This window comes from Paracoccus sp. S3-43 (assembly GCF_029027965.1).
Classification (GTDB): Bacteria; Pseudomonadota; Alphaproteobacteria; order Rhodobacterales; family Rhodobacteraceae; genus Paracoccus.
The window spans coordinates 1,851,736-1,869,002 of the sequence record NZ_CP119082.1 but is presented as its reverse complement, the minus strand read 5'-3'; the positions used below and the strand labels follow the sequence as shown (position 1 = coordinate 1,869,002).

Sequence of the window (17,267 nt, the reverse complement as noted above, 5' to 3'; positions counted from 1 at the left end):
GCCTACTAGACTCTATTGGCCGACGAATGAAAATTGCGTTTTCTCTCAATGTTCTGCCCATGTTCCAGCAATCGAGATAAAGCCGTTCGGCGTCGCTGTGAAGCAAGCTCGGTTCCGCCAGCGGTAGGCTGGGCCACAAGCCGATTCACTTCAGATTCAATACGTAATACCGACCATTTGCCTTTACCCGAAACGGAACTCGAACACCAATCATTAGCCCGTCTTGTCCGACGACTTCTTCTTGATTTGCGTTATCAATTTGGATCGACGCTATTGCGCCATGCCTCAGGTCGGAACCCTTTTCAGAAGGTTGCATCACAAGAATGTCGCCTGGCAGAATGCGGCCTGATGGCCAAGAGAAGCCGACAATGTTATCGCCAAACACGTGAATGTCCCCTTCGACAGCCACGAGCTGACCCATTTCCAACCTACGCTTCAACAGTTCACAATTTAGGATGTCATTGATTGCTGAAACAAAGGCATGAAGCTTTGAGGCGCGCTCGCGCACGATATTGCTGTCTTCGATTGATTCAAGATTAGCAACGCCATGGGCGATGTCGTTTCGCAAGACCACGAGCTCATCAATGTGATCGAGCGTACTCTCAACTTCACTGTCCTGCATGTCCTTGGTTGAGATGCCGGCCATGTCGCGCAGAAATCGGGCGTAGCTGGGAGCTGCAAGAACCCGTCTGCCATAAATCTGGATATCCAGATTTCCCATGATCTCGCGGACGCGCCCAAACTTCATATTCGAGGACCGAAGTGAGAACGCGCGGGCATTGAGCCTGAACGGCGCCTTTCCGGTGAAGCAATCATGCAGTGTCGCAACGACGCTCGAGATATCCTCGGTTTCCCGGACTCTGCCGTCCTTGAGGGAGGCCAGATAGTCAATCGTCAGTAGGGTGTGCTGCGCACGCAGCTTCTCCGGAAGTTTCTGAAACTCCTTATGGATCAGCACAAGCTGCCCGGTGTATTCGGCGACAGCTTCCTCAATATAGCGCTCCAAAGCTCCATAAAGAACTATGATGGCGGACACATAGCTCTGCCGACGCTTGATCGTGCTGTTCGCCTGGATCGGCTCCAGTGGCGTGGCAAGCGCAGCACGCTCGGCCTCGGGCAAACCGAGGATATGCGTTATCAGCGCATCCTCTGCGTCGGATGCTTTCAGGAAACGGTTGAGCTTATCGAGTTCGGCCTCGAATGAGGTCAGGGCCTCTTCCATCATCAGAGATAGGCGTTGAAAAATGTCCGGTAATGGTCTTCACGTTGTTGAAGCGCGGACGGATTTACATTGCGGCCTTCGAACGTATCATATTCGGCCTTATACAAGCCTTCGATATCGGCCTGGATCTGCTGGAATTTTGGTAGCAGAACGTCGCGCTGCGGTACAAATTCGCTGAGCACAAGCATTAACGGATCATAGACCGTGGTTGTCGGACTCTCGCGCCAGGACCAATGATCCGCACCGCTGCGTGAGCGCTTCCGGTAGAGATAGAAGCACCGAAAGCCAAGAAGAGCCTCTGCAAAATCAATGGTGTCGGAGAAGATCGCACCAAGTGAGTCAAGGGTCGCTTGCGGGAAGAAGTTGCCTTTGCGCAAGTACCGGTCGAAATACGACGACAATGGTTCGCCGGATTTGTGCAGGCGGTGCTTTTGCCGGTAGGCAAAAAAACGCAGCACAAGTTCAACATCCGTCATCTTTCGGAAATCTTCATTATTGATGCGCTCATCCGAAGGAAGACCGCCTTCGATCTCCTGGGCTTCCGGTTCCGGTATGCCCCAGAGGCGGCACAAGGCAGGCGTCCGCGAAAGGCGGATGCAGAGGTGATTCATGGGCCCGTCGAAAAGCGCGTTGCGGGATTCCTGCGGTGACAGCCTGACGCCGCCGCTATTGATCCTTTCGAAAACAAGTTGCTTGAGGCGGAGTGCGTCCTCCTCACTGTGGGCTGTTTCCTTGAGCAAGATCACGGATGACAGATACCGGCGGTCGATGCCTTCCCTAACTTTGGAGGGAAGCTGATCATAGGTGCGACCATTCAGCTCGGGCCACTCCGTCAAGCCGCTGAGATTGAACTTGTTGCGGTAGAATTCATGAATGGCCGTCAAGCGCTGTAGCCCGTCCATAACCTCGTATTTCGAGTAGTCGTACTCGTAGAGGAATATGGGAGGAACGGGCACGTTCATGATGAGTGATTCAATGAGTTTGGATTTTCGTTCTTGGTCCCAGCGATGGCGGCGCTGATATTCGGGCGACATACGGTAGGATGTATCTTCAACAATTCCGGCAATAGAATTTATGGGGTAGCGGGCTTGCTCGGTGACGATCCGCACTTCGCCCTTAACGTATTTGTTGTTTATTTCGGAATCGGAGAGCTTGCTCGCAGACGTGCCAAGGCTTGGGGCGTTGTCGATAAATTCATCGGGCAAGAGCGGCGGGGTTTCTGCGGTATCGTCACTCATCGTCAGTGCCTCCCTCGTCATCAATGCCGAAAAGGTCCTGATACGCCGCCTCTGCCTTGCCGCGCGAGCGTTCCACCAAGGTAACTGGCGTCAGGGGATCGCCCTGCATGCGGTATGCCTTGAAGACATGCTCCTTGCCCGCGTTGGGGTTTGGTACAAGCTCGGTCCTCAGCGTGTTCGACCGCAGGTCGAAGTTGTATGCGACGACCATCCGCTCGACCTCGCGCCGCGTCAGCGTTGCGATTTCTACCAGATCATCATCAACCGGCATATCTTCGGGCAGTATGAGCGTCCGGTGATGGGCTGCGCCGTCTGCGAGGGCGAAGGGCGTCGGCGCAACATACATCTTCCGGTCGCGCACAAGGATGTCACCGTAGCTTCCGAAGCCACGGAAACTCTTGTTCTTGTGCTGGTAGCTGTTGTCGGCATTCAGGAAGCTGCCGTGGCAGACAACCAGATCCAGCACGGGGTAGCGGTTCCCATCGGGTGCGACCGGATAGCGGCCAAACACATAGAAAACCTGGCGACCATTGTGTTCACCGCATGGAAGCTGGCTATTGCAATCATAGTCCGCATCGCGGCCCGGATACGCGAGCCCTTTCAGCTCGTAGCCTTCCGTGTAGCGTACCAGCTTGAAGTCGGGATAAGTGTTGCGGCCCGGCTCATCATAATGCTCTGCCAGGTCGTCAAGTCGTGCCTTGAACCAGTTCTGGAAGTGAAATTCTTTGTCGTTGCGGCCTTCGCGCTCAATGAGAACATTGGTGCGCACGGCCGTAACGCAATGTTTGAAGACCGTACAAACAAGACTCATGAAAGACCTCCGACAGAATTATTGTTATTGATTTCATGAAGGCTTTCGATGGTAGCCTCGATTTCAGGGCTGCTGACTTCAAGCAGAGACAAGGCGGCTTCCTGACTGTGCGACCGGGAAAGCTGCCGGATGAGCTGAGCCATGATAATGATGCGCACATCATTGCGGCTGAGTTTTCGTCCCGCCCGGCGAAGACGGGCAACCTGGCTTGCGGCCTTCGGGCGGACCGTGCCCCAGAGATCACCATTCCAGTGGTGTTGTTTCAGGGCGGAACGCTTGCGGCAGACCAGTACGATATCAAGGTCGATAGGCTCCTTGGCCTGATGCTTGGGCATGGCCACCGACATCTCGGCCTTGATCGGGAACGCTGCGCTGATACCAAAGCCCGCTTGCATGAGCGCATGCAGCACGGAGCTCCAGCCCTCGGAGCGCGAATGATGATAGGTGAAGGCCAGCACACCATCGTCTGCGAGAACGCGGTGACACTCGGCCCAAACCGCCCCCAGGCGCTCGGTGAAGGCCGAAACATCGGCGTTCTGGACCTCGGCTGGTGAGCGGGTCGTGTTGGTAGCCCGTGTGCCTGCCTCACCAAGAATAAATCGCTGCCAGACGTGGAAAAAGTCTGCAAGCTGTGAGTAGTGCACGTTGTCGAAGAACGGCGGATCAGTGATGATCGCATCAACAGCGCCGTCTTCGATGTCGGTGACGCTGGAATCGCCGCACGACAGGTAGACGCGCTTTCCGTCCTTGAAGGACTGGAAGTCTTCGGCGATGTCAAAGCCGAGGCGCTCGGATAGACCATAGACCTTTTCAGTCGTCTTCTTCTGGCCCTGCGTGCCTTGGAGGCGCAGCTCGAAGGGATCGTCGGCATAATCCAGCGCGCGGCGTATCCGCCCTTCAAACATGGTCATGAAGGAACCGGAGCTTTTCGGTGTGCCCCAGACATTCGCTTCCAGCGGAACGCGCTCGGGCTTCAGGATGTGATGGGCGAACATGTGGCGCACGGCACCGGTGCCCTCACCCTTGTAGGATGTGAAGAGGTTATTGAATTCGAGCGCGCCAGAGAACAGGCACGCGAAAAGCTCGCGCAACACGGGCTCGGGTATGGCACGGATGCGCTCGGCTAGGATTGACAGGCAGAGAAGCTGGCGCGCATTGAACATCTCGTGCCAGTAGCGGTAGTTGTATCCGAGAGCCTGATTGGTGTTGTAACCGGGTTCGATCCCTACCACCGGATAGGCGTTTGACCTGGCCTCAAGCACCCTCTCAGCAAACTCGTAGGCTTTGCGGTCTTCGTCAGTGGCGGCGGCGTAGGTCTTGGTGCCGTCCGGCATCAGGACAAGTTTTGCGTAAAGCCGGTGGGCTGGCGGTGCGTTTTTTTCGCGAATTGTCTTGGCAATGGGAAAGCCATGATCGCAGCTGGGACACGTCGCTTTCTGTCCGCTGGCCGGTCCATTCTGAGGGTTGAATTCCACAGCGCAACTCACGCATGCGGCATGGGTTGAATCGTACCGCACCGAATTGATTTCACCGCAGGACGGACAAACTGCTTTTGCTTCCGGATACCTACTCGCATACGCATGTTTGGCGAACACCCGCGATGAGAAGAGATCAACCTGTTCTGCGCACTCCGGACAATCAACCTGCTTGACCCAGAAATAGTACAGCACCTCGCCTTCGGTTCCGTCCGGCAGGGTCGTCTTGTAGTGGGTGCGGATTTGATCGGCAACGTCGCGCTCAATGTCTCGGAACGTGCGCAGCACCGCATCGCGGTCATGGAACGCAAGAGCATTTCTCACAAGAAAATGCGCGACGGGATTGATGTCGCGGCCGATAGCGCGCGCGCCCAGTTTCGCAGCCTCACCGATAGTCGTGCCACTGCCCATGAAGGGATCGAAGACGGTCAGGTCCTTCACCCGCACCGGGCGGTAGAACGCGCTCAGGATATCGGTGCCGAATGGCGTCAATGCTCCAAGCGCAATCGCGCGAAACACCGTGCCAAGCCGCTGAGCCCACCATTTATGGATGTGGTAGACGGGCCGGTTTATCTCCTTCCGCCAGCTCTCGACTTCGGCAACATCGCTGATGGCCTCGAAAGGGAATTGATCATCTTCAAGTGCGCATGGGCCAACAAAGCACGAGAGTACATCATCGGGATCCATGGCTGGTCGGAGATCAAGGCGTCGTTGTATCCTGTCTGTTCTGGTCGTCATTGATCTCCGTCCTGACTAAAAGCTGGCCGGACACCCGGTGAGCTGGTCGCGCGGCGCAATATCTGCGGTCGCACGGCCAAGGCACTACCGCATGCAGTAGTACGCGACTTATGACAGGCGTAGTCGGCAGAGACAAGCTGGAGTGCCGACGTCCTTGCTGTTTCCTCTTGAAACGTAAAGGACCAGGGAAGTCTGCCAGGCAGCCCATCGGCACATCGCGTGGCGTCGTGGCGGTTCAATGTCATGCCGCACCAAACGTCCTTCCGCGCTAGCGAGAAGATGGTGCGAACCGCGAATTAGGTCTTTCCCGGTTCGGGGCGGCGGTAGGTAATCTCACGGCAGAGTTCGATTTCTGTTCCATCTGGGGAGTGCCCCTTGTGTCGAAGTGTTCAGCTATAAAAAGAACAAAGCGCAAGTTTTTCAGTGGCTTGGTGGGCTGTTCACCAAATCCGCGCAGTCATCAGGTCCGGAGAATATCGGCCCTGAGAGACCGCTTCCGGGCCTCCTGGCAGCAGGGCCAGCGCTCAGCCCCTCCCGCATAACCCTCGAAAACAACGGAAAAATCCGGCCGCAGCCGGATCGGGAGAACGCTTTCGCAAGGGCAAGTGGCGGAGAGGGTGGGATTCGAACCCACGGAACCCTTGCAGGCTCAACGGTTTTCGAGACCGCCCCGTTCGACCACTCCGGCACCTCTCCGCGCTTCTGGGTGGTGAGGCGGGGATTTAGAGGGGTGGGGGTTGAAGCGCAAGGGGTTTTGTCGAAAAAAGCACCGGTGGCGCGAAAGGATATCCGATGCTTCGGTTCTTGTCTCTTTGTCTTCTGCTGGCCTTTGGCGGGCCGGTCGCCGCCCAGCCGTCTGCGGCCGTCGAGCAGCAGCAGATGGCCGAGGTGGTCTGGAACGTGATGCGGATGGACGGCCTGATGCCGATCCTGCGCGACGAGGCCGTGGCCCAGGGCGAGGAGATGGCGGCGGACCTGTTCCCGCGCGGCGGCACCGGTCTCTGGCGGGACCGGGTCCGGGCCATTCACGACCCGGCGCGGGCCAAGGAGCTGTTCCTGCAAGGGGTGGCGGCCGCGCTTCCCAGGACGAACCTGGCCGAGGTGGGCGACGGGCTGGTCTTCTATCGCACGGTCTTCGGCCAGCGGATGCTGGCCCTGGAGAACGCCGCTCGGGTTCGGATGAGGGATCCGGCGGTCGAGGCCGCGGCCCGCGACGCCTTTGCCCAGGCCGTGCGGCGGCGCGATCCCAGGGCCGTGCGGATCGCGCGGCTGATCCGGGCTGCCGACCTGATCGAGCCGAACGTGGTCGGCGCCCTGAACGGCGGGGTCGCCTTTTCCAAGGGGTTCCAGGCGGGCGGCGGGTTCGCGATGCCGCTGACGGACAGCGAGATCGTCCGCGAGGCCTGGGCGAAGGAACCCCGGATACGCGCGGATACCGAAGCCTGGATCGGCGCCTATCTGTTCCTGGCCTATGGTGTGCTGGGCGATGCCGAGCTTGACCGATATACCGCCTATGCCGGGTCTGCCGGGGGGCTGGCCCTGTCCCGCCTGATGTTCGCGGGGTTCGATGCGATGATTTCGGCCACGTCCCATGACATGGGCCTGGCCGCAGCGGCCGAACTGCGCGGGCGGCAGTTGTGAACGCCCCGGTCCTGCTGGTCGGCATCCTGGCCGAAGCCGCGATGCTGGAGGCATTGGGCCTGTCGGGGGTGCCGGACGTCCTGCCCGGCGTCCTGGCGGGCGGGGCGCGGGCGGGGATCGACCGGGACGGATGGCCCAGGCTGCTGCCGGGACAGGGGACCGTCGCGGCCCTCCGGGTGACGCCGAACGCGGCGCTGATCCGCTATGCCGAGGTGATGGGGCTGACGGTGCGGGACGGGATCCTGGGTCTGGGCGAGGGAGAGGCCGAAGGTCCGGCGCAGGTGCCGCTGGCCGTCGCCATCGCCCGGCATATCCTGGACGCGCCCCGGGACCGGGCGGCGGACTCCATCGCCGCGCGCCTGCCGATGATCGGGGTGGCGGCGGCGTCGGAGCTGCGTGGCGCGGGCAGCGCGCCGTCGGGCGCCCCGCTGGTGGATCTGCGCGGGCCTCAGGATGTGCAGGTCATCACGCGCGACGAAGCCTTCGCGGGCTATTTCGCCGTCCAGATCTGCCACCTGCGCCACCGCACCCATGCGGGCGGCATGACGCCCGCCCTGCGGCGAGAGGTCTTCGTGGCCGGCGATGCGGTCGTCGTCCTGCCCTGGGATCCGGTCCGCGACCGGGTGCTGCTGATCGAACAGTTCCGCATCGCGCCGCTGCTGCGCCACGATCCGCAGCCCTGGCTGCTGGAGCCGGTGGCGGGCCGCGTCGATGCGGGAGAAACGGTCGAGGATGCGGCCCGTCGCGAGGCGCGCGAGGAGGCGGACCTGGCCCTGACGCGGCTGTTTCCGGCCATCCACCATTATCCCAGCCCCGGCACGCTTGTCGAATACCAGTATCTGTTCGTGGGCATCGCCGACCTGCCCGACGGGATCGAGGGCGTGCATGGCCTGGAAAGCGAGGCCGAGGATATTCGCGGCCACCTGATCCCCCGTGCCGACTTGACGCGGATGGTTCTGACGGGGCAGGTGGCGAACGGCCCGCTGGCGATGATCGCCCTGTGGCTGGAATTGCGGCAGGGGGCGATCCGCGCGGAACTGGGTCTTGCCTGACCGGGGCTTGATCGCGGGGCCTGACCGGATGGCGGGGTTGTGCCCTGGCGCGCGTCCTGTGTAGGTAACGCGGAACCCTATCGCTTTCGGAAGGTTGCTTGACCATGCGAATTTGCCCTGATCTTGCCGACATGATCGGCAACACGCCCCTGATCCGCCTGCGCCAGGCCAGCGAGGCGACGGGATGCGAGATCCTGGGCAAGGCCGAATTCCTGAATCCCGGCCAGTCGGTCAAGGACCGCGCGGCGCTGTACATCATCCGCGACGCGGTGGCGCGGGGCGAGTTGCGTCCCGGCGGCACCATCGTCGAGGGCACGGCGGGCAATACCGGGATCGGGCTGGCGCTTGTCGGCGCCTCGATGGGGTTCAAGTCGGTGATCGTGATCCCCGAAACCCAGAGCCAGGAAAAAAAGGACATGCTGCGCCTTGCGGGCGCGACATTGGTCGAGGTCCCGGCCCAGCCCTACAAGAACCCCAACAACTATGTCCGCTACTCCGGCCGCCTGGCCGAGGCTCTGGCGCGCACCGAACCCAATGGCGCGATCTGGGCCAACCAGTTCGACAACGTCGCCAACCGCCAGGCGCATCTGGAAACCACCGGACCCGAGATCTGGGACCAGACGAATAGCAGGGTGGACGGCTTCATCTGCGCGGTCGGGTCGGGCGGCACGCTGGCGGGCGTGGCGATGGCCTTGCAGCCCAGGGGCGTGAAGATGGGGCTGGCCGATCCCGAAGGCGCGGCGCTGCATTCGTTCTATACCACCGGCGAATTCGATGCGCCGGGCAGTTCGATCACCGAAGGCATCGGCCAGGGGCGCATCACCGCGAACCTGGAAGGCTTCACCCCCGATTACAGCTATCGCATCCCCGATCACGAGGCGCTGCCCGTGGTCTTCGACCTGCTGGAACACGAAGGGCTGTGCCTGGGCGGATCCTCGGGCATCAACGTCGCGGGCGCGATCCGCATGGCGCACGACATGGGGCCGGGCCACACCATCGTCACGATCCTGTGCGATTTCGGCAACCGCTATCAGACCAAGCTGTTCAACCCCGACTTCCTGCGCGCCAAGGGCCTGCCCGTGCCCGGCTGGATGACGCGCGCAGCCCCCGACATTCCCGAAGTCTACGAAGGCTGATCCATGATCCGCGCGTTTCTGGCTGTCTTGCTGACGGTCCTGTCCCTGTGCCTGTCCCCCGCCTGGTCGCAGGACGCCGCCCTGCCGGATTACGACCGCTGGGACCGGGTCGCCACCCAGGCCGAGCAGTTGACGACCAGCCCGGACACCGCGACGGCCCAGCTTGAATCCATCCGCGCCGACATCGTGGACTGGCGCGGCCGGTTCCAGGCGGCGCAGGGCGTCAACGGCGAGGCCATCGCCCGGCTGGAAACCCAGATCGCCGCTCTTGGCCCGGCCCCCGCCGAGGGCGCGACCGAGGCCGAGGATGTCGCCGCCCGCCGCGCCGACCTGCAAAAGCAGCTGTCCGAAATGCAGGCCCCGCGCCTGGCCGCGGTCGAGGCGTTCAGCCGCGCCGACGCCATCGTCCGCCAGATCGACAGCAGTCTGGGCAAGCGGGCGGCAAGCCAGATGGTCCAGCAATCGACCTCGCCGCTGGTCCCGGCGAACTGGATCATCGCGGCCTCCGAAACCACCCGGCTGGTCGGCGGCATCGCCGAGAATACCGCGCAGCGCATCGCCGAACGGGCGACCTGGCCGGAACTGATGCCGCGCCTGCCCTATGTGCTGGGCTATCTGGTCACGGCCATCCTGCTTCTGACGCTGGGGCGGCGGTGGGTCGAGACGCTGCCCCGCCGGATTTCGGCGCGGACATCGGCCTATTCCCGCGCCGCCGTGTCCTTCGTGGTGTCGCTGTTGCAGATCGCGCTGCCAATGGGCGGGGTCTATCTGCTGATCAACGCGCTGACCGCCACCGGCATCTTCGGCCCCTGGACGCGCCCCTTCCTCGAGGCGCTTCCGGGCGCGGGCGTGATCCTGTTCGGATCGTCCTGGCTGGCGCGGCAACTGTTCCCGAACCAGTCGATCAATTACGACACCATCAACATGGATCCCCAGGACCGGTCGCGGGCGCGGTGGCTGGTCCATGCCATCGCCGCGGTCTTTGCGGTCCATTACGTCGCCTCGCACGCGTTCCTGCCGCTGTCCGGCCTGATCGAGCGCAGCAGCAGCCTGCAACGCATCCCGCTGGATTTCGCCGAGGGCGCGGCGGTCGTCTATAACTTCGTGCTGATCGTGCTGGCGGCGGCCCTGCTGTTCAAGCTGGGCAATATCCTGCGCCGCCTGAAACCCTGGGCCGACAAGGCCAGCAGCGCCTATCGCCATCGCGTCCTGGCCTTCGCCGGGGTGCTGACGCGCCCGATCGCCCTCGCGGCGGTGGGCGTGACGGCCGCCGGCCTTGTCAACCTGGGCAACGTGGCGGTCTGGCCTTGGGCGCAGACCCTGGCCCTGCTGGGCCTTCTGGTGCTGCTGCAAGACTTCATCGCCGACGTGTTCGACATGCTGAAACGCGGCCAGGAAGGCGCGCGCGAAGGGCTGGCGCCGCTGCTGATCGGATTTGCGCTGATCGTGCTGTCGGTCCCGGTTTTCATGCTGATCTGGGGCGCGTCGATCAACGACCTGGCCGAATACTGGGTCCGCTTCCGCCAGGGCGTGACGCTGGGCGGGGTCAGGCTGTCGCCCGGCGCGGTGCTGATGTTCATCGTGGTCTTCGCCATCGGCTATTCGATCACGCGCGGCGTCCAGGGGGCGATGCGCACCTCGGTTCTGCCCAAGACGAAGCTGGACGCGGGCGGGCAGAACGCGGTGGTTTCGGGCATCGGCTATGTCGGGATCGTGCTGGCGGCGATGCTGGCGATCTCCTCGGCCGGGATCGACCTGTCATCCTTTGCCATCGTCGCCGGCGCCCTGTCGGTCGGCATCGGTTTCGGCCTGCAAAACATCGTCTCGAACTTCGTGTCCGGCATCATCCTGCTGATCGAGCGCCCGGTCAGCGTGGGCGACTGGATCAGCGCGGGCGGCCAGCAGGGCATCGTCAAGCGCATCTCGGTCCGGTCGACCCAGGTCGAGACCTTCGACAAGCAGCAGGTGATCGTCCCCAACAGCGACCTGATCAGCCAGCCGGTGACGAACTGGACCCGGCAGAGCAAGACCGGCCGGATCATCATCCCCATCGGCGTCAGCTATGGATCGGACACCCGCGCGGTCCATCGGATCCTGACGGAGATCATCGAGGATCAGCCGCTTGTCACCATCGACCCCGCGCCCCTCGTCCTGTTCCGCGGCATCACCGTCGATTCGCTGAACTTCGAGATCCGGGCCGTCATCTCGGACATCGGATCCGGGCTGGGCGTCACCTCCGAAGTGTATCACCAGATCGTCGAACGCTTCCTGCACGAAGGGATCGGGATGCCCTTCACGACCCGCGATGTCTGGAAAGGCGGCGACCTGCCGCAGCCCGACGATCAGCACGCAACGACGCCGACCCCGGCGCGCGCGACGCAGCCCGACCTGCCCGACGACGGAAAGTGATCGGCGGGACGTGATCAGCGGCCTGCCATGTCCGTATCGGCCAGCCCCTCGCGCGACAACAGCACCGCGACCGGGCGCAGCCAGGGGATGTGCCAGCAGACGATCATCACCGCCACCATGATCGGCACCGCCAGGAACGCCCCGGCGATGCCCCAGATCGCGCCCCAGAAGGCCAGCGACAGGATGATGCCGAAGCTGGACAGTTGCAGCGTCTGTCCGGTCAGCATCGGATCGACGATGTTTCCCAGCACGAAATGCACCAGCAGGCAGACGATGCCGACGATGATCGTCATGGACGGGTCGCCGGTCAGCACGAAGGCCAGGGCCACGGTGATCGCCCAGGCGATGACCGAGCCGATATTGGGAATGAAGTTCAGCACGAAGGTCAGCCAGGCCACCGCCCCGGCCAGTTCCAGCCGTCCCAGGGCGAAGATCAGCCAGACCGCCACCCCCGTCAGGGCGCTGACCACGGTCTTGACCACCAGATAGCGGTTCACCCGCCGCATGATCGACGCCGTGATCTGCCGGATTCGCACGGCCTGGGCCGGATCGCCGGTCAGCCGCTCGACCTTGACGGGCAGCCAAGTCCGTTCGGCGAACATGAAGCCCACGAACAGGATCACCAGCAGGCTGCCCGACAGCAGCCCCGACGCCTGGCCCGCCAGGGACCGCAGCCAGCCGGTGATGTTGAATTCCGTCATCGCGGCCATCAGCCGGGTCTGCGCCTCGGGGCCGAAGCGTTCGATCAGCGCGGTCAGGGCGATCTGGACGGATTCGGTATAGGCGATGGCGCGGCCCACGACCTCGTTCACCTGGGTCATGATGGTGGTGGACAGCCAGATCAGGCCCAGGGTGATGCCGATCAGGGCCAGCGTCGTCGCCAGCCAGTTCGGCACCTTCAGCCGCGTGGAAATCCCGTGGATCGCGTCCGAGGTCAGCGAGAACAGGATGATCGCGATCGCCAGGCAGATCAGCACGAACCGCGCCTGGAACAGCAAAAACAGGATCAGCGAAAAGGCGATGATGCCCAGGAACCCGGTCTGGAGCCTTTGGCGCAGCACGTCTTCGCTGGATGGGGTCACGCTGTCCCTCTTGTGGAAAAGGCCCGGTCTTGGCCGGGCCTTGGGTCAGGTTTCGGGGGTATCAACGGCGTCGCCGTCGCCCTGTTCGGCGATCCGCGCGACCGAGACGACCTCTTCGCCCAGGGCCGTGCTGAAGACCCGCACGCCCCCCGCGCTGCGCGAGCGGAAGCTGATGCCGTCGACCGGCACCCGGATCGACTGCCCGGTCGAGGTCGCCAGCATGATCTGGTCGTCCATCTCTACCGGGAAGCTGGCGACCAAGGCGCCGCCGCGCATCGCCTTGTCCATCGCCATCACGCCCTGGCCGCCGCGCCCGCGCACCGGGTAATCGTGGCTGGAGCTGATCTTGCCCGCGCCGCCCACGGTGATGGTCAGGATCAGATCCTCGGCCGCCGACATCTCGGCATAGCGTTCCTGGGTGATCGCGGCCTCGGCCACGGCTTCCTCGTCGTCGTCGGCCTCGGCGCCGTCATCCAGCGCACCGGCCACCGCGCGGCGCATCTTCAGATAGGCGGCGCGTTCGGCGGGATCGGCCTCGAAATGGCGGATGACGGACATGCTGACCACGCGGTCGCCCTTGGCCAGCCGGATGCCGCGCACGCCGGTCGAATCGCGGCCCTTGAAGACGCGCACATCGGTGGTGGGGAAGCGGATCGCCCGGCCAAGCGCCGTGACCAGCATCACGTCGTCACCCTCGGTCGCCATGCGGACGCCGACCAGTTCGACGCCCTGGGGCAGCTTCATGGCGATCTTGCCGTTGGTCCGCACGCTGGTGAAATCCGACAGCGCGTTCCTGCGCACATCCCCGTCCGAGGTCGCGAAGATCGCCTGATAGCCGTCCCATTCGCTTTCCGGCGCATCGACCGGCATCAGCGCGGCGATGGACACGCCCGGCTCGATCGGCAGGATGTTGACGATGGCCTTGCCCTTGGCGGTCCGCCCGCCCAGCGGCAACCGCCAGGTCTTCAGCCGATAGACCATGCCGTCGGTGGTGAAGAACAGCAGTTCGGTATGGGTATTGGCGACGAACAGGGTCGTCACCACGTCGTCCTCCTTGGTGGCCATCCCCGACAGGCCCTTGCCGCCGCGCCGTTGCGCGCGGAACTCCGCCAGGGCCGTGCGCTTGATATAGCCGCCCGAGGTGATGGTGACGACCATGTCCTCGCGCTCGATCAGATCCTCGTCCAGCATGTCGCCGGACCATTCGGTGATCTCGGTCCGGCGGGGGACGGCGAACAGCTCGCGCACCTCGTGCAATTCGTCGCTGATGATCGCCATGATCCGGTCGCGCGAGGCGAGGATCGCCAGATAGTCGCGGATCGATTCCGCCAGGCTGGCCAGTTCGTCGGTGACTTCCTTCACGCCCAGCTGCGTCAGGCGTTGCAGGCGCAGGTCCAGGATCGCGCGGGCCTGGGTCTCGGACAGGTTATAGGTGCCGTCCTCGTTCACCGGATGCAGCGGATCGTCGATCAGGCGCAGATATTCCAGGATGTCATGGGCGGGCCAGCGGCGTTCCATCAGCCGCTCGCGCGCCTCGGCGGCGTCGGCCGAGGATCGGATCGTCGCCACGACCTCATCGACATTGCTGACCGCCACGGCCAGACCGCACAGCACATGGCTGCGTTCGCGGGCCTTGCGCAGTTCATAGGCGGTGCGGCGGGCGACCACTTCCTCGCGGAAGCTGATGAAATGGGTCAGGAAGTCGCGCAGCGTCAGCTGTTCCGGCCGTCCGCCGTTCAGCGCCAGCATGTTGCAGCCGAAGCTGGTTTGCAGCGCCGTGAAGCGGAACAGCTGGTTCAGCACCACGTCGGGCGTGGCGTCGCGTTTCAGTTCGACCACCACGCGGACCCCCTGCCGGTCGGATTCGTCCTGGACCGAGGCGATCCCCTCGACCCGCTTTTCCTTGGCAAGCTCGGCAATGCGTTCGATCAGGCTGGCCTTGTTCACCTGATAAGGCACCTCGTCCACGACGATGGCCCAGCGGTCCTTGCGCAATTCCTCGATATGCGTCCTGGCGCGGATGATGACGCTGCCGCGCCCTTCCAGATATGCCTTGCGCGCGCCCGACCGACCCAGGATCAGCGCCCCGGTCGGAAAGTCCGGGCCGGGGATGATCTCCAGGATGCGTTCGGTGGGCAGGTCGGGATTGTCGATCAGTTCCAGCGTGGCGTCGATCACCTCGCCCAGGTTGTGGGGCGGGATGTTGGTCGCCATGCCCACGGCGATGCCGCCCGCGCCGTTGACCAGCATGTTCGGAAAGCGCGCGGGCAGGACGGTCGGCTCGCGGTCCTTGCCGTCATAGTTGTCCTGGAAATCGACCGTATCCTTGTCGATGTCCATCAGCAGGAAGTTCGCGGGCTTGTCCATGCGAACCTCGGTATAGCGCATGGCGGCGGGGGGATCGCCGTCCATCGACCCGAAGTTGCCCTGGCCGTCCAGCAGCGGCAGCGACATGGAAAAATCCTGCGCCATGCGGACAAGCGCGTCATAGATCGCCGCGTCGCCATGGGGGTGATACTTGCCCATCACGTCGCCCACGGGGCGCGCGGATTTGCGATAGGCCTTGTCGGGCGTGTTGCCGCTTTCGTCCATCGCATAGAGGATGCGGCGGTGGACCGGTTTCAACCCGTCGCGCAGGTCGGGAATCGCGCGGCTGACGATGACCGACATGGCGTAATCCAGATAGGATGTCCGCATCTCGGCGCTGATGTCGATCACCGGGCCGTCATGGGGCATCACCTGGCGGGTCGCGGCGCCGTTATCATCGCCCGTCTCGGGGGTTTCGGGCAGGTCGTCGTCAGGGGTGTCGGCCACGGAATTTCCTCAACATCTTGTTGGGTTATATATAGGCGACATGGCCGGTGGGGGCAATGTTCCGGGCGGGATTCGGCATCCTTATGCCCGTTTCGCCGCCACCCCCCAGACCACCGCCAGCATGGCGGAAAAGACCGCGTTCCAGCCGGCCATCGACAGGCCCAGGAAGCGCCAGGCAACCTCGTCGCAGCGCACCACGGGGGCCGATTGCAGGCGGGTCATCAGATCCTCGGCGCTCATGGTGGCAAGGTTGCCGATGGTGCCGGAACAATGCGTCGGGCCTTGCCACAGCGACAGTTCGACCCCGGTGTGATAGATGGCAAGGCCCATGGCGACCCCGGCGGCGACCATGCCCAGCACCGCAAGCCCGCGCACCCGGCCGGTCCACCAGATCAGCGCGGCGATGACGGCCGCCGCCACATGGGGCCAGCGTTGCAGGATGCACAATTCGCAGGGGGCATAGCCCGCCGCCTGAAAGCCGAGCGCCGCGACCAGCAGCGCCACCGATCCGGCCCCGGCCAGCAGGGAAAGTCGTTGTCCATCCATGGCGCGCCCCTCGTCCTTTGATTTGCCTCGTGGATCCTCTGGCGCGGCGTCCTCGTCAAGCGGCTTGCGGTTTTGTCGCGGCCCTGTGATCATCGGCCGCGATCCCGTCGCGGGAACCGGCGGCGGGGCCCTGGGTTTTGGTGGTGACGGTCCGGGCTTCGGACCAAGGTGGGGGATCGCGGACATGCAATGGCGTGGACGGCGCGGCAGCGGCAATATCGAGGATCGGCGCGGCATGGGCGCCGCCGGGGCGGGCGGGGTCGGCGTCGTGGGGATGCTGGCGATCCTGGCGGTCGGCTATTTCTTCGGCATCGACATCAGCCCCATCGTCGAGGGGCTGGACCAGGGCCAGTCCCAGCAGGGCCGCCCTCTAACCGAGGAGGATCAGCAATGGGGCGAATTCGTCTCGGTCACGCTGGCCGATACCGAGGAGGTCTGGGCCACGGTCCTGCCGGAACAGGCGGGGGTCGATTATGCCGACCCGACGCTGGTGCTGTTCAGCGGCGTGGTGCGGTCGGCCTGCGGGGGCGCGTCCTCGGCGATGGGACCGTTCTATTGTCCCGGCGACCGCAAGGTCTATCTGGACACCGACTTTTTCGACATGATGGCCAGCCGCATGGGCGCGGGCGGCGATTTCGCCTATGCCTATGTCATCGCGCATGAAATCGGCCACCATGTCCAGAACCTGACCGGCACGCTGGGCAAGGTGAACCGCCTGCGCGGCCAGGTCAGCGAACGGAACGCCAACCAGATCTCGGTGCTGACCGAGTTGCAGGCGGATTGCTATGCGGGCATCTGGGCGCGCCATGCCGAGCAGCGCTTCGGCAGCCTAGAGGAAGGCGACCTGCAAGAGGCGATGGGCGCGGCCCAGGCGGTGGGCGATGACGTGATCCAGGCCAATGCCGGGCGCACCCCGGTTCCCGACAGCTTCACCCATGGCAGCGCCGCGCAGCGTCAGGAATGGCTGATGCGCGGCTTCAATTCCGGCGACATGGCCCAATGCGACACCTTCGGGGCCGCCGCGGGGCGGTAGGCCGCGACAGAAAAAGGAGAAACCGATGCTGACGATCCTGACCGTCCTGACCCTGGGCCTGGCCGCCCTG

The 17,267-nt window shown here is 63.6% G+C and carries 12 protein-coding genes and 1 tRNA gene; 5 read left to right on the top strand and 8 right to left on the bottom strand.

The features are described from left to right. Positions 1–145 precede the first annotated feature (145 nt). The 5 genes from PXD02_RS09720 to PXD02_RS09700 form a co-directional block, all read right to left on the bottom strand. A complete protein-coding gene (locus PXD02_RS09720; RefSeq protein ID WP_275103713.1) occupies positions 146–1,225 on the bottom strand; it encodes an MAE_28990/MAE_18760 family HEPN-like nuclease in 1,080 nt (359 codons plus the stop codon). Further along, positions 1,225–2,460 (bottom strand): DUF262 domain-containing protein, encoded by a 1,236-nt coding sequence (locus PXD02_RS09715; RefSeq protein ID WP_275103712.1) that lies wholly within the window; start codon positions 2,458–2,460, stop codon positions 1,225–1,227. Before PXD02_RS09715 ends, PXD02_RS09720 begins: the two co-directional genes overlap by 1 nt. Continuing rightward, positions 2,453–3,271, bottom strand: a complete 819-nt coding sequence (locus PXD02_RS09710; RefSeq protein WP_275103711.1) for a hypothetical protein — start codon at positions 3,269–3,271, stop codon at positions 2,453–2,455. The genes PXD02_RS09715 and PXD02_RS09710 overlap by 8 nt, the downstream gene beginning before the upstream one ends. After that, the gene (locus tag PXD02_RS09705) at positions 3,268–5,484 is read right to left on the bottom strand and encodes a DNA methyltransferase (protein WP_275103710.1); all 2,217 of its coding nucleotides are present in this window, start codon (positions 5,482–5,484) and stop codon (positions 3,268–3,270) included. Before PXD02_RS09705 ends, PXD02_RS09710 begins: the two co-directional genes overlap by 4 nt. 606 nt (positions 5,485–6,090) lie before the next feature. Further along, positions 6,091–6,180 (bottom strand) — tRNA-Ser (locus PXD02_RS09700). 96 nt (positions 6,181–6,276) lie between these two features. On the opposite strand from PXD02_RS09700, the gene PXD02_RS09695 reads away from it, so the two are divergent. The 4 genes from PXD02_RS09695 to PXD02_RS09680 all read left to right on the top strand — a co-directional run bounded on the left by PXD02_RS09695 (position 6,277) and on the right by PXD02_RS09680 (position 11,722). Then, entirely contained in the window at positions 6,277–7,125 is an 849-nt protein-coding gene (locus tag PXD02_RS09695) for a hypothetical protein (protein WP_275103709.1), read from the top strand. After that, positions 7,122–8,177, top strand: a complete 1,056-nt coding sequence (locus tag PXD02_RS09690) for an NUDIX domain-containing protein (RefSeq protein ID WP_275103708.1) — start codon at positions 7,122–7,124, stop codon at positions 8,175–8,177. Before PXD02_RS09695 ends, PXD02_RS09690 begins: the two co-directional genes overlap by 4 nt. A 104-nt stretch (positions 8,178–8,281) precedes the next feature. Next, positions 8,282–9,313: a cysteine synthase A gene (locus tag PXD02_RS09685; protein ID WP_275103707.1), complete on the top strand. Its 1,032-nt coding sequence runs from the start codon at positions 8,282–8,284 to the stop codon at positions 9,311–9,313. Positions 9,314–9,316: 3 nt separating this feature from the next. Then, the gene (locus PXD02_RS09680; protein WP_275103706.1) at positions 9,317–11,722 is read left to right on the top strand and encodes a DUF3772 domain-containing protein; all 2,406 of its coding nucleotides are present in this window, start codon (positions 9,317–9,319) and stop codon (positions 11,720–11,722) included. A gap of 14 nt (positions 11,723–11,736) precedes the next feature. Here PXD02_RS09680 and PXD02_RS09675 read toward each other — a convergent pair whose 3' ends face one another. The 3 genes from PXD02_RS09675 to PXD02_RS09665 all read right to left on the bottom strand — a co-directional run bounded on the left by PXD02_RS09675 (position 11,737) and on the right by PXD02_RS09665 (position 16,164). Next, positions 11,737–12,804 (bottom strand): AI-2E family transporter, encoded by a 1,068-nt coding sequence (locus PXD02_RS09675; RefSeq protein ID WP_275103705.1) that lies wholly within the window; start codon positions 12,802–12,804, stop codon positions 11,737–11,739. A gap of 45 nt (positions 12,805–12,849) precedes the next feature. Further along, positions 12,850–15,540, bottom strand: coding sequence for a DNA gyrase subunit A (gyrA, locus tag PXD02_RS09670; RefSeq protein ID WP_275106398.1), 2,691 nt, complete (start codon positions 15,538–15,540; stop codon positions 12,850–12,852). 159 nt (positions 15,541–15,699) lie between these two features. Further along, positions 15,700–16,164 (bottom strand): disulfide bond formation protein B, encoded by a 465-nt coding sequence (locus PXD02_RS09665; protein ID WP_275103704.1) that lies wholly within the window; start codon positions 16,162–16,164, stop codon positions 15,700–15,702. A 184-nt stretch (positions 16,165–16,348) separates the two neighbouring features. Between PXD02_RS09665 and ypfJ the strand changes: the two genes are divergently transcribed. After that, positions 16,349–17,197 carry a KPN_02809 family neutral zinc metallopeptidase gene (gene ypfJ, locus PXD02_RS09660; protein ID WP_275103703.1) on the top strand — a complete coding sequence of 283 codons (849 nt, stop codon included), beginning with the start codon at positions 16,349–16,351 and terminating at the stop codon, positions 17,195–17,197. Positions 17,198–17,267 lie beyond the last annotated feature (70 nt).

Coding starts and splice junctions, on each gene's coding strand:
- PXD02_RS09720 (WP_275103713.1), bottom strand. CDS start 1,225: ATGATGGAAGAGGCCCTGACCTCATTCGAGGCCGAACTCGATAAGCTC.
- PXD02_RS09715 (WP_275103712.1), bottom strand. CDS start 2,460: ATGAGTGACGATACCGCAGAAACCCCGCCGCTCTTGCCCGATGAATTT.
- PXD02_RS09710 (WP_275103711.1), bottom strand. CDS start 3,271: ATGAGTCTTGTTTGTACGGTCTTCAAACATTGCGTTACGGCCGTGCGC.
- PXD02_RS09705 (WP_275103710.1), bottom strand. CDS start 5,484: ATGACGACCAGAACAGACAGGATACAACGACGCCTTGATCTCCGACCA.
- PXD02_RS09695 (WP_275103709.1), top strand. CDS start 6,277: ATGCTTCGGTTCTTGTCTCTTTGTCTTCTGCTGGCCTTTGGCGGGCCG.
- PXD02_RS09685 (WP_275103707.1), top strand. CDS start 8,282: ATGCGAATTTGCCCTGATCTTGCCGACATGATCGGCAACACGCCCCTG.
- PXD02_RS09680 (WP_275103706.1), top strand. CDS start 9,317: ATGATCCGCGCGTTTCTGGCTGTCTTGCTGACGGTCCTGTCCCTGTGC.
- gyrA (WP_275106398.1), bottom strand. CDS start 15,540: ATGCCCCATGACGGCCCGGTGATCGACATCAGCGCCGAGATGCGGACA.
- PXD02_RS09665 (WP_275103704.1), bottom strand. CDS start 16,164: ATGGATGGACAACGACTTTCCCTGCTGGCCGGGGCCGGATCGGTGGCG.
- ypfJ (WP_275103703.1), top strand. CDS start 16,349: ATGCAATGGCGTGGACGGCGCGGCAGCGGCAATATCGAGGATCGGCGC.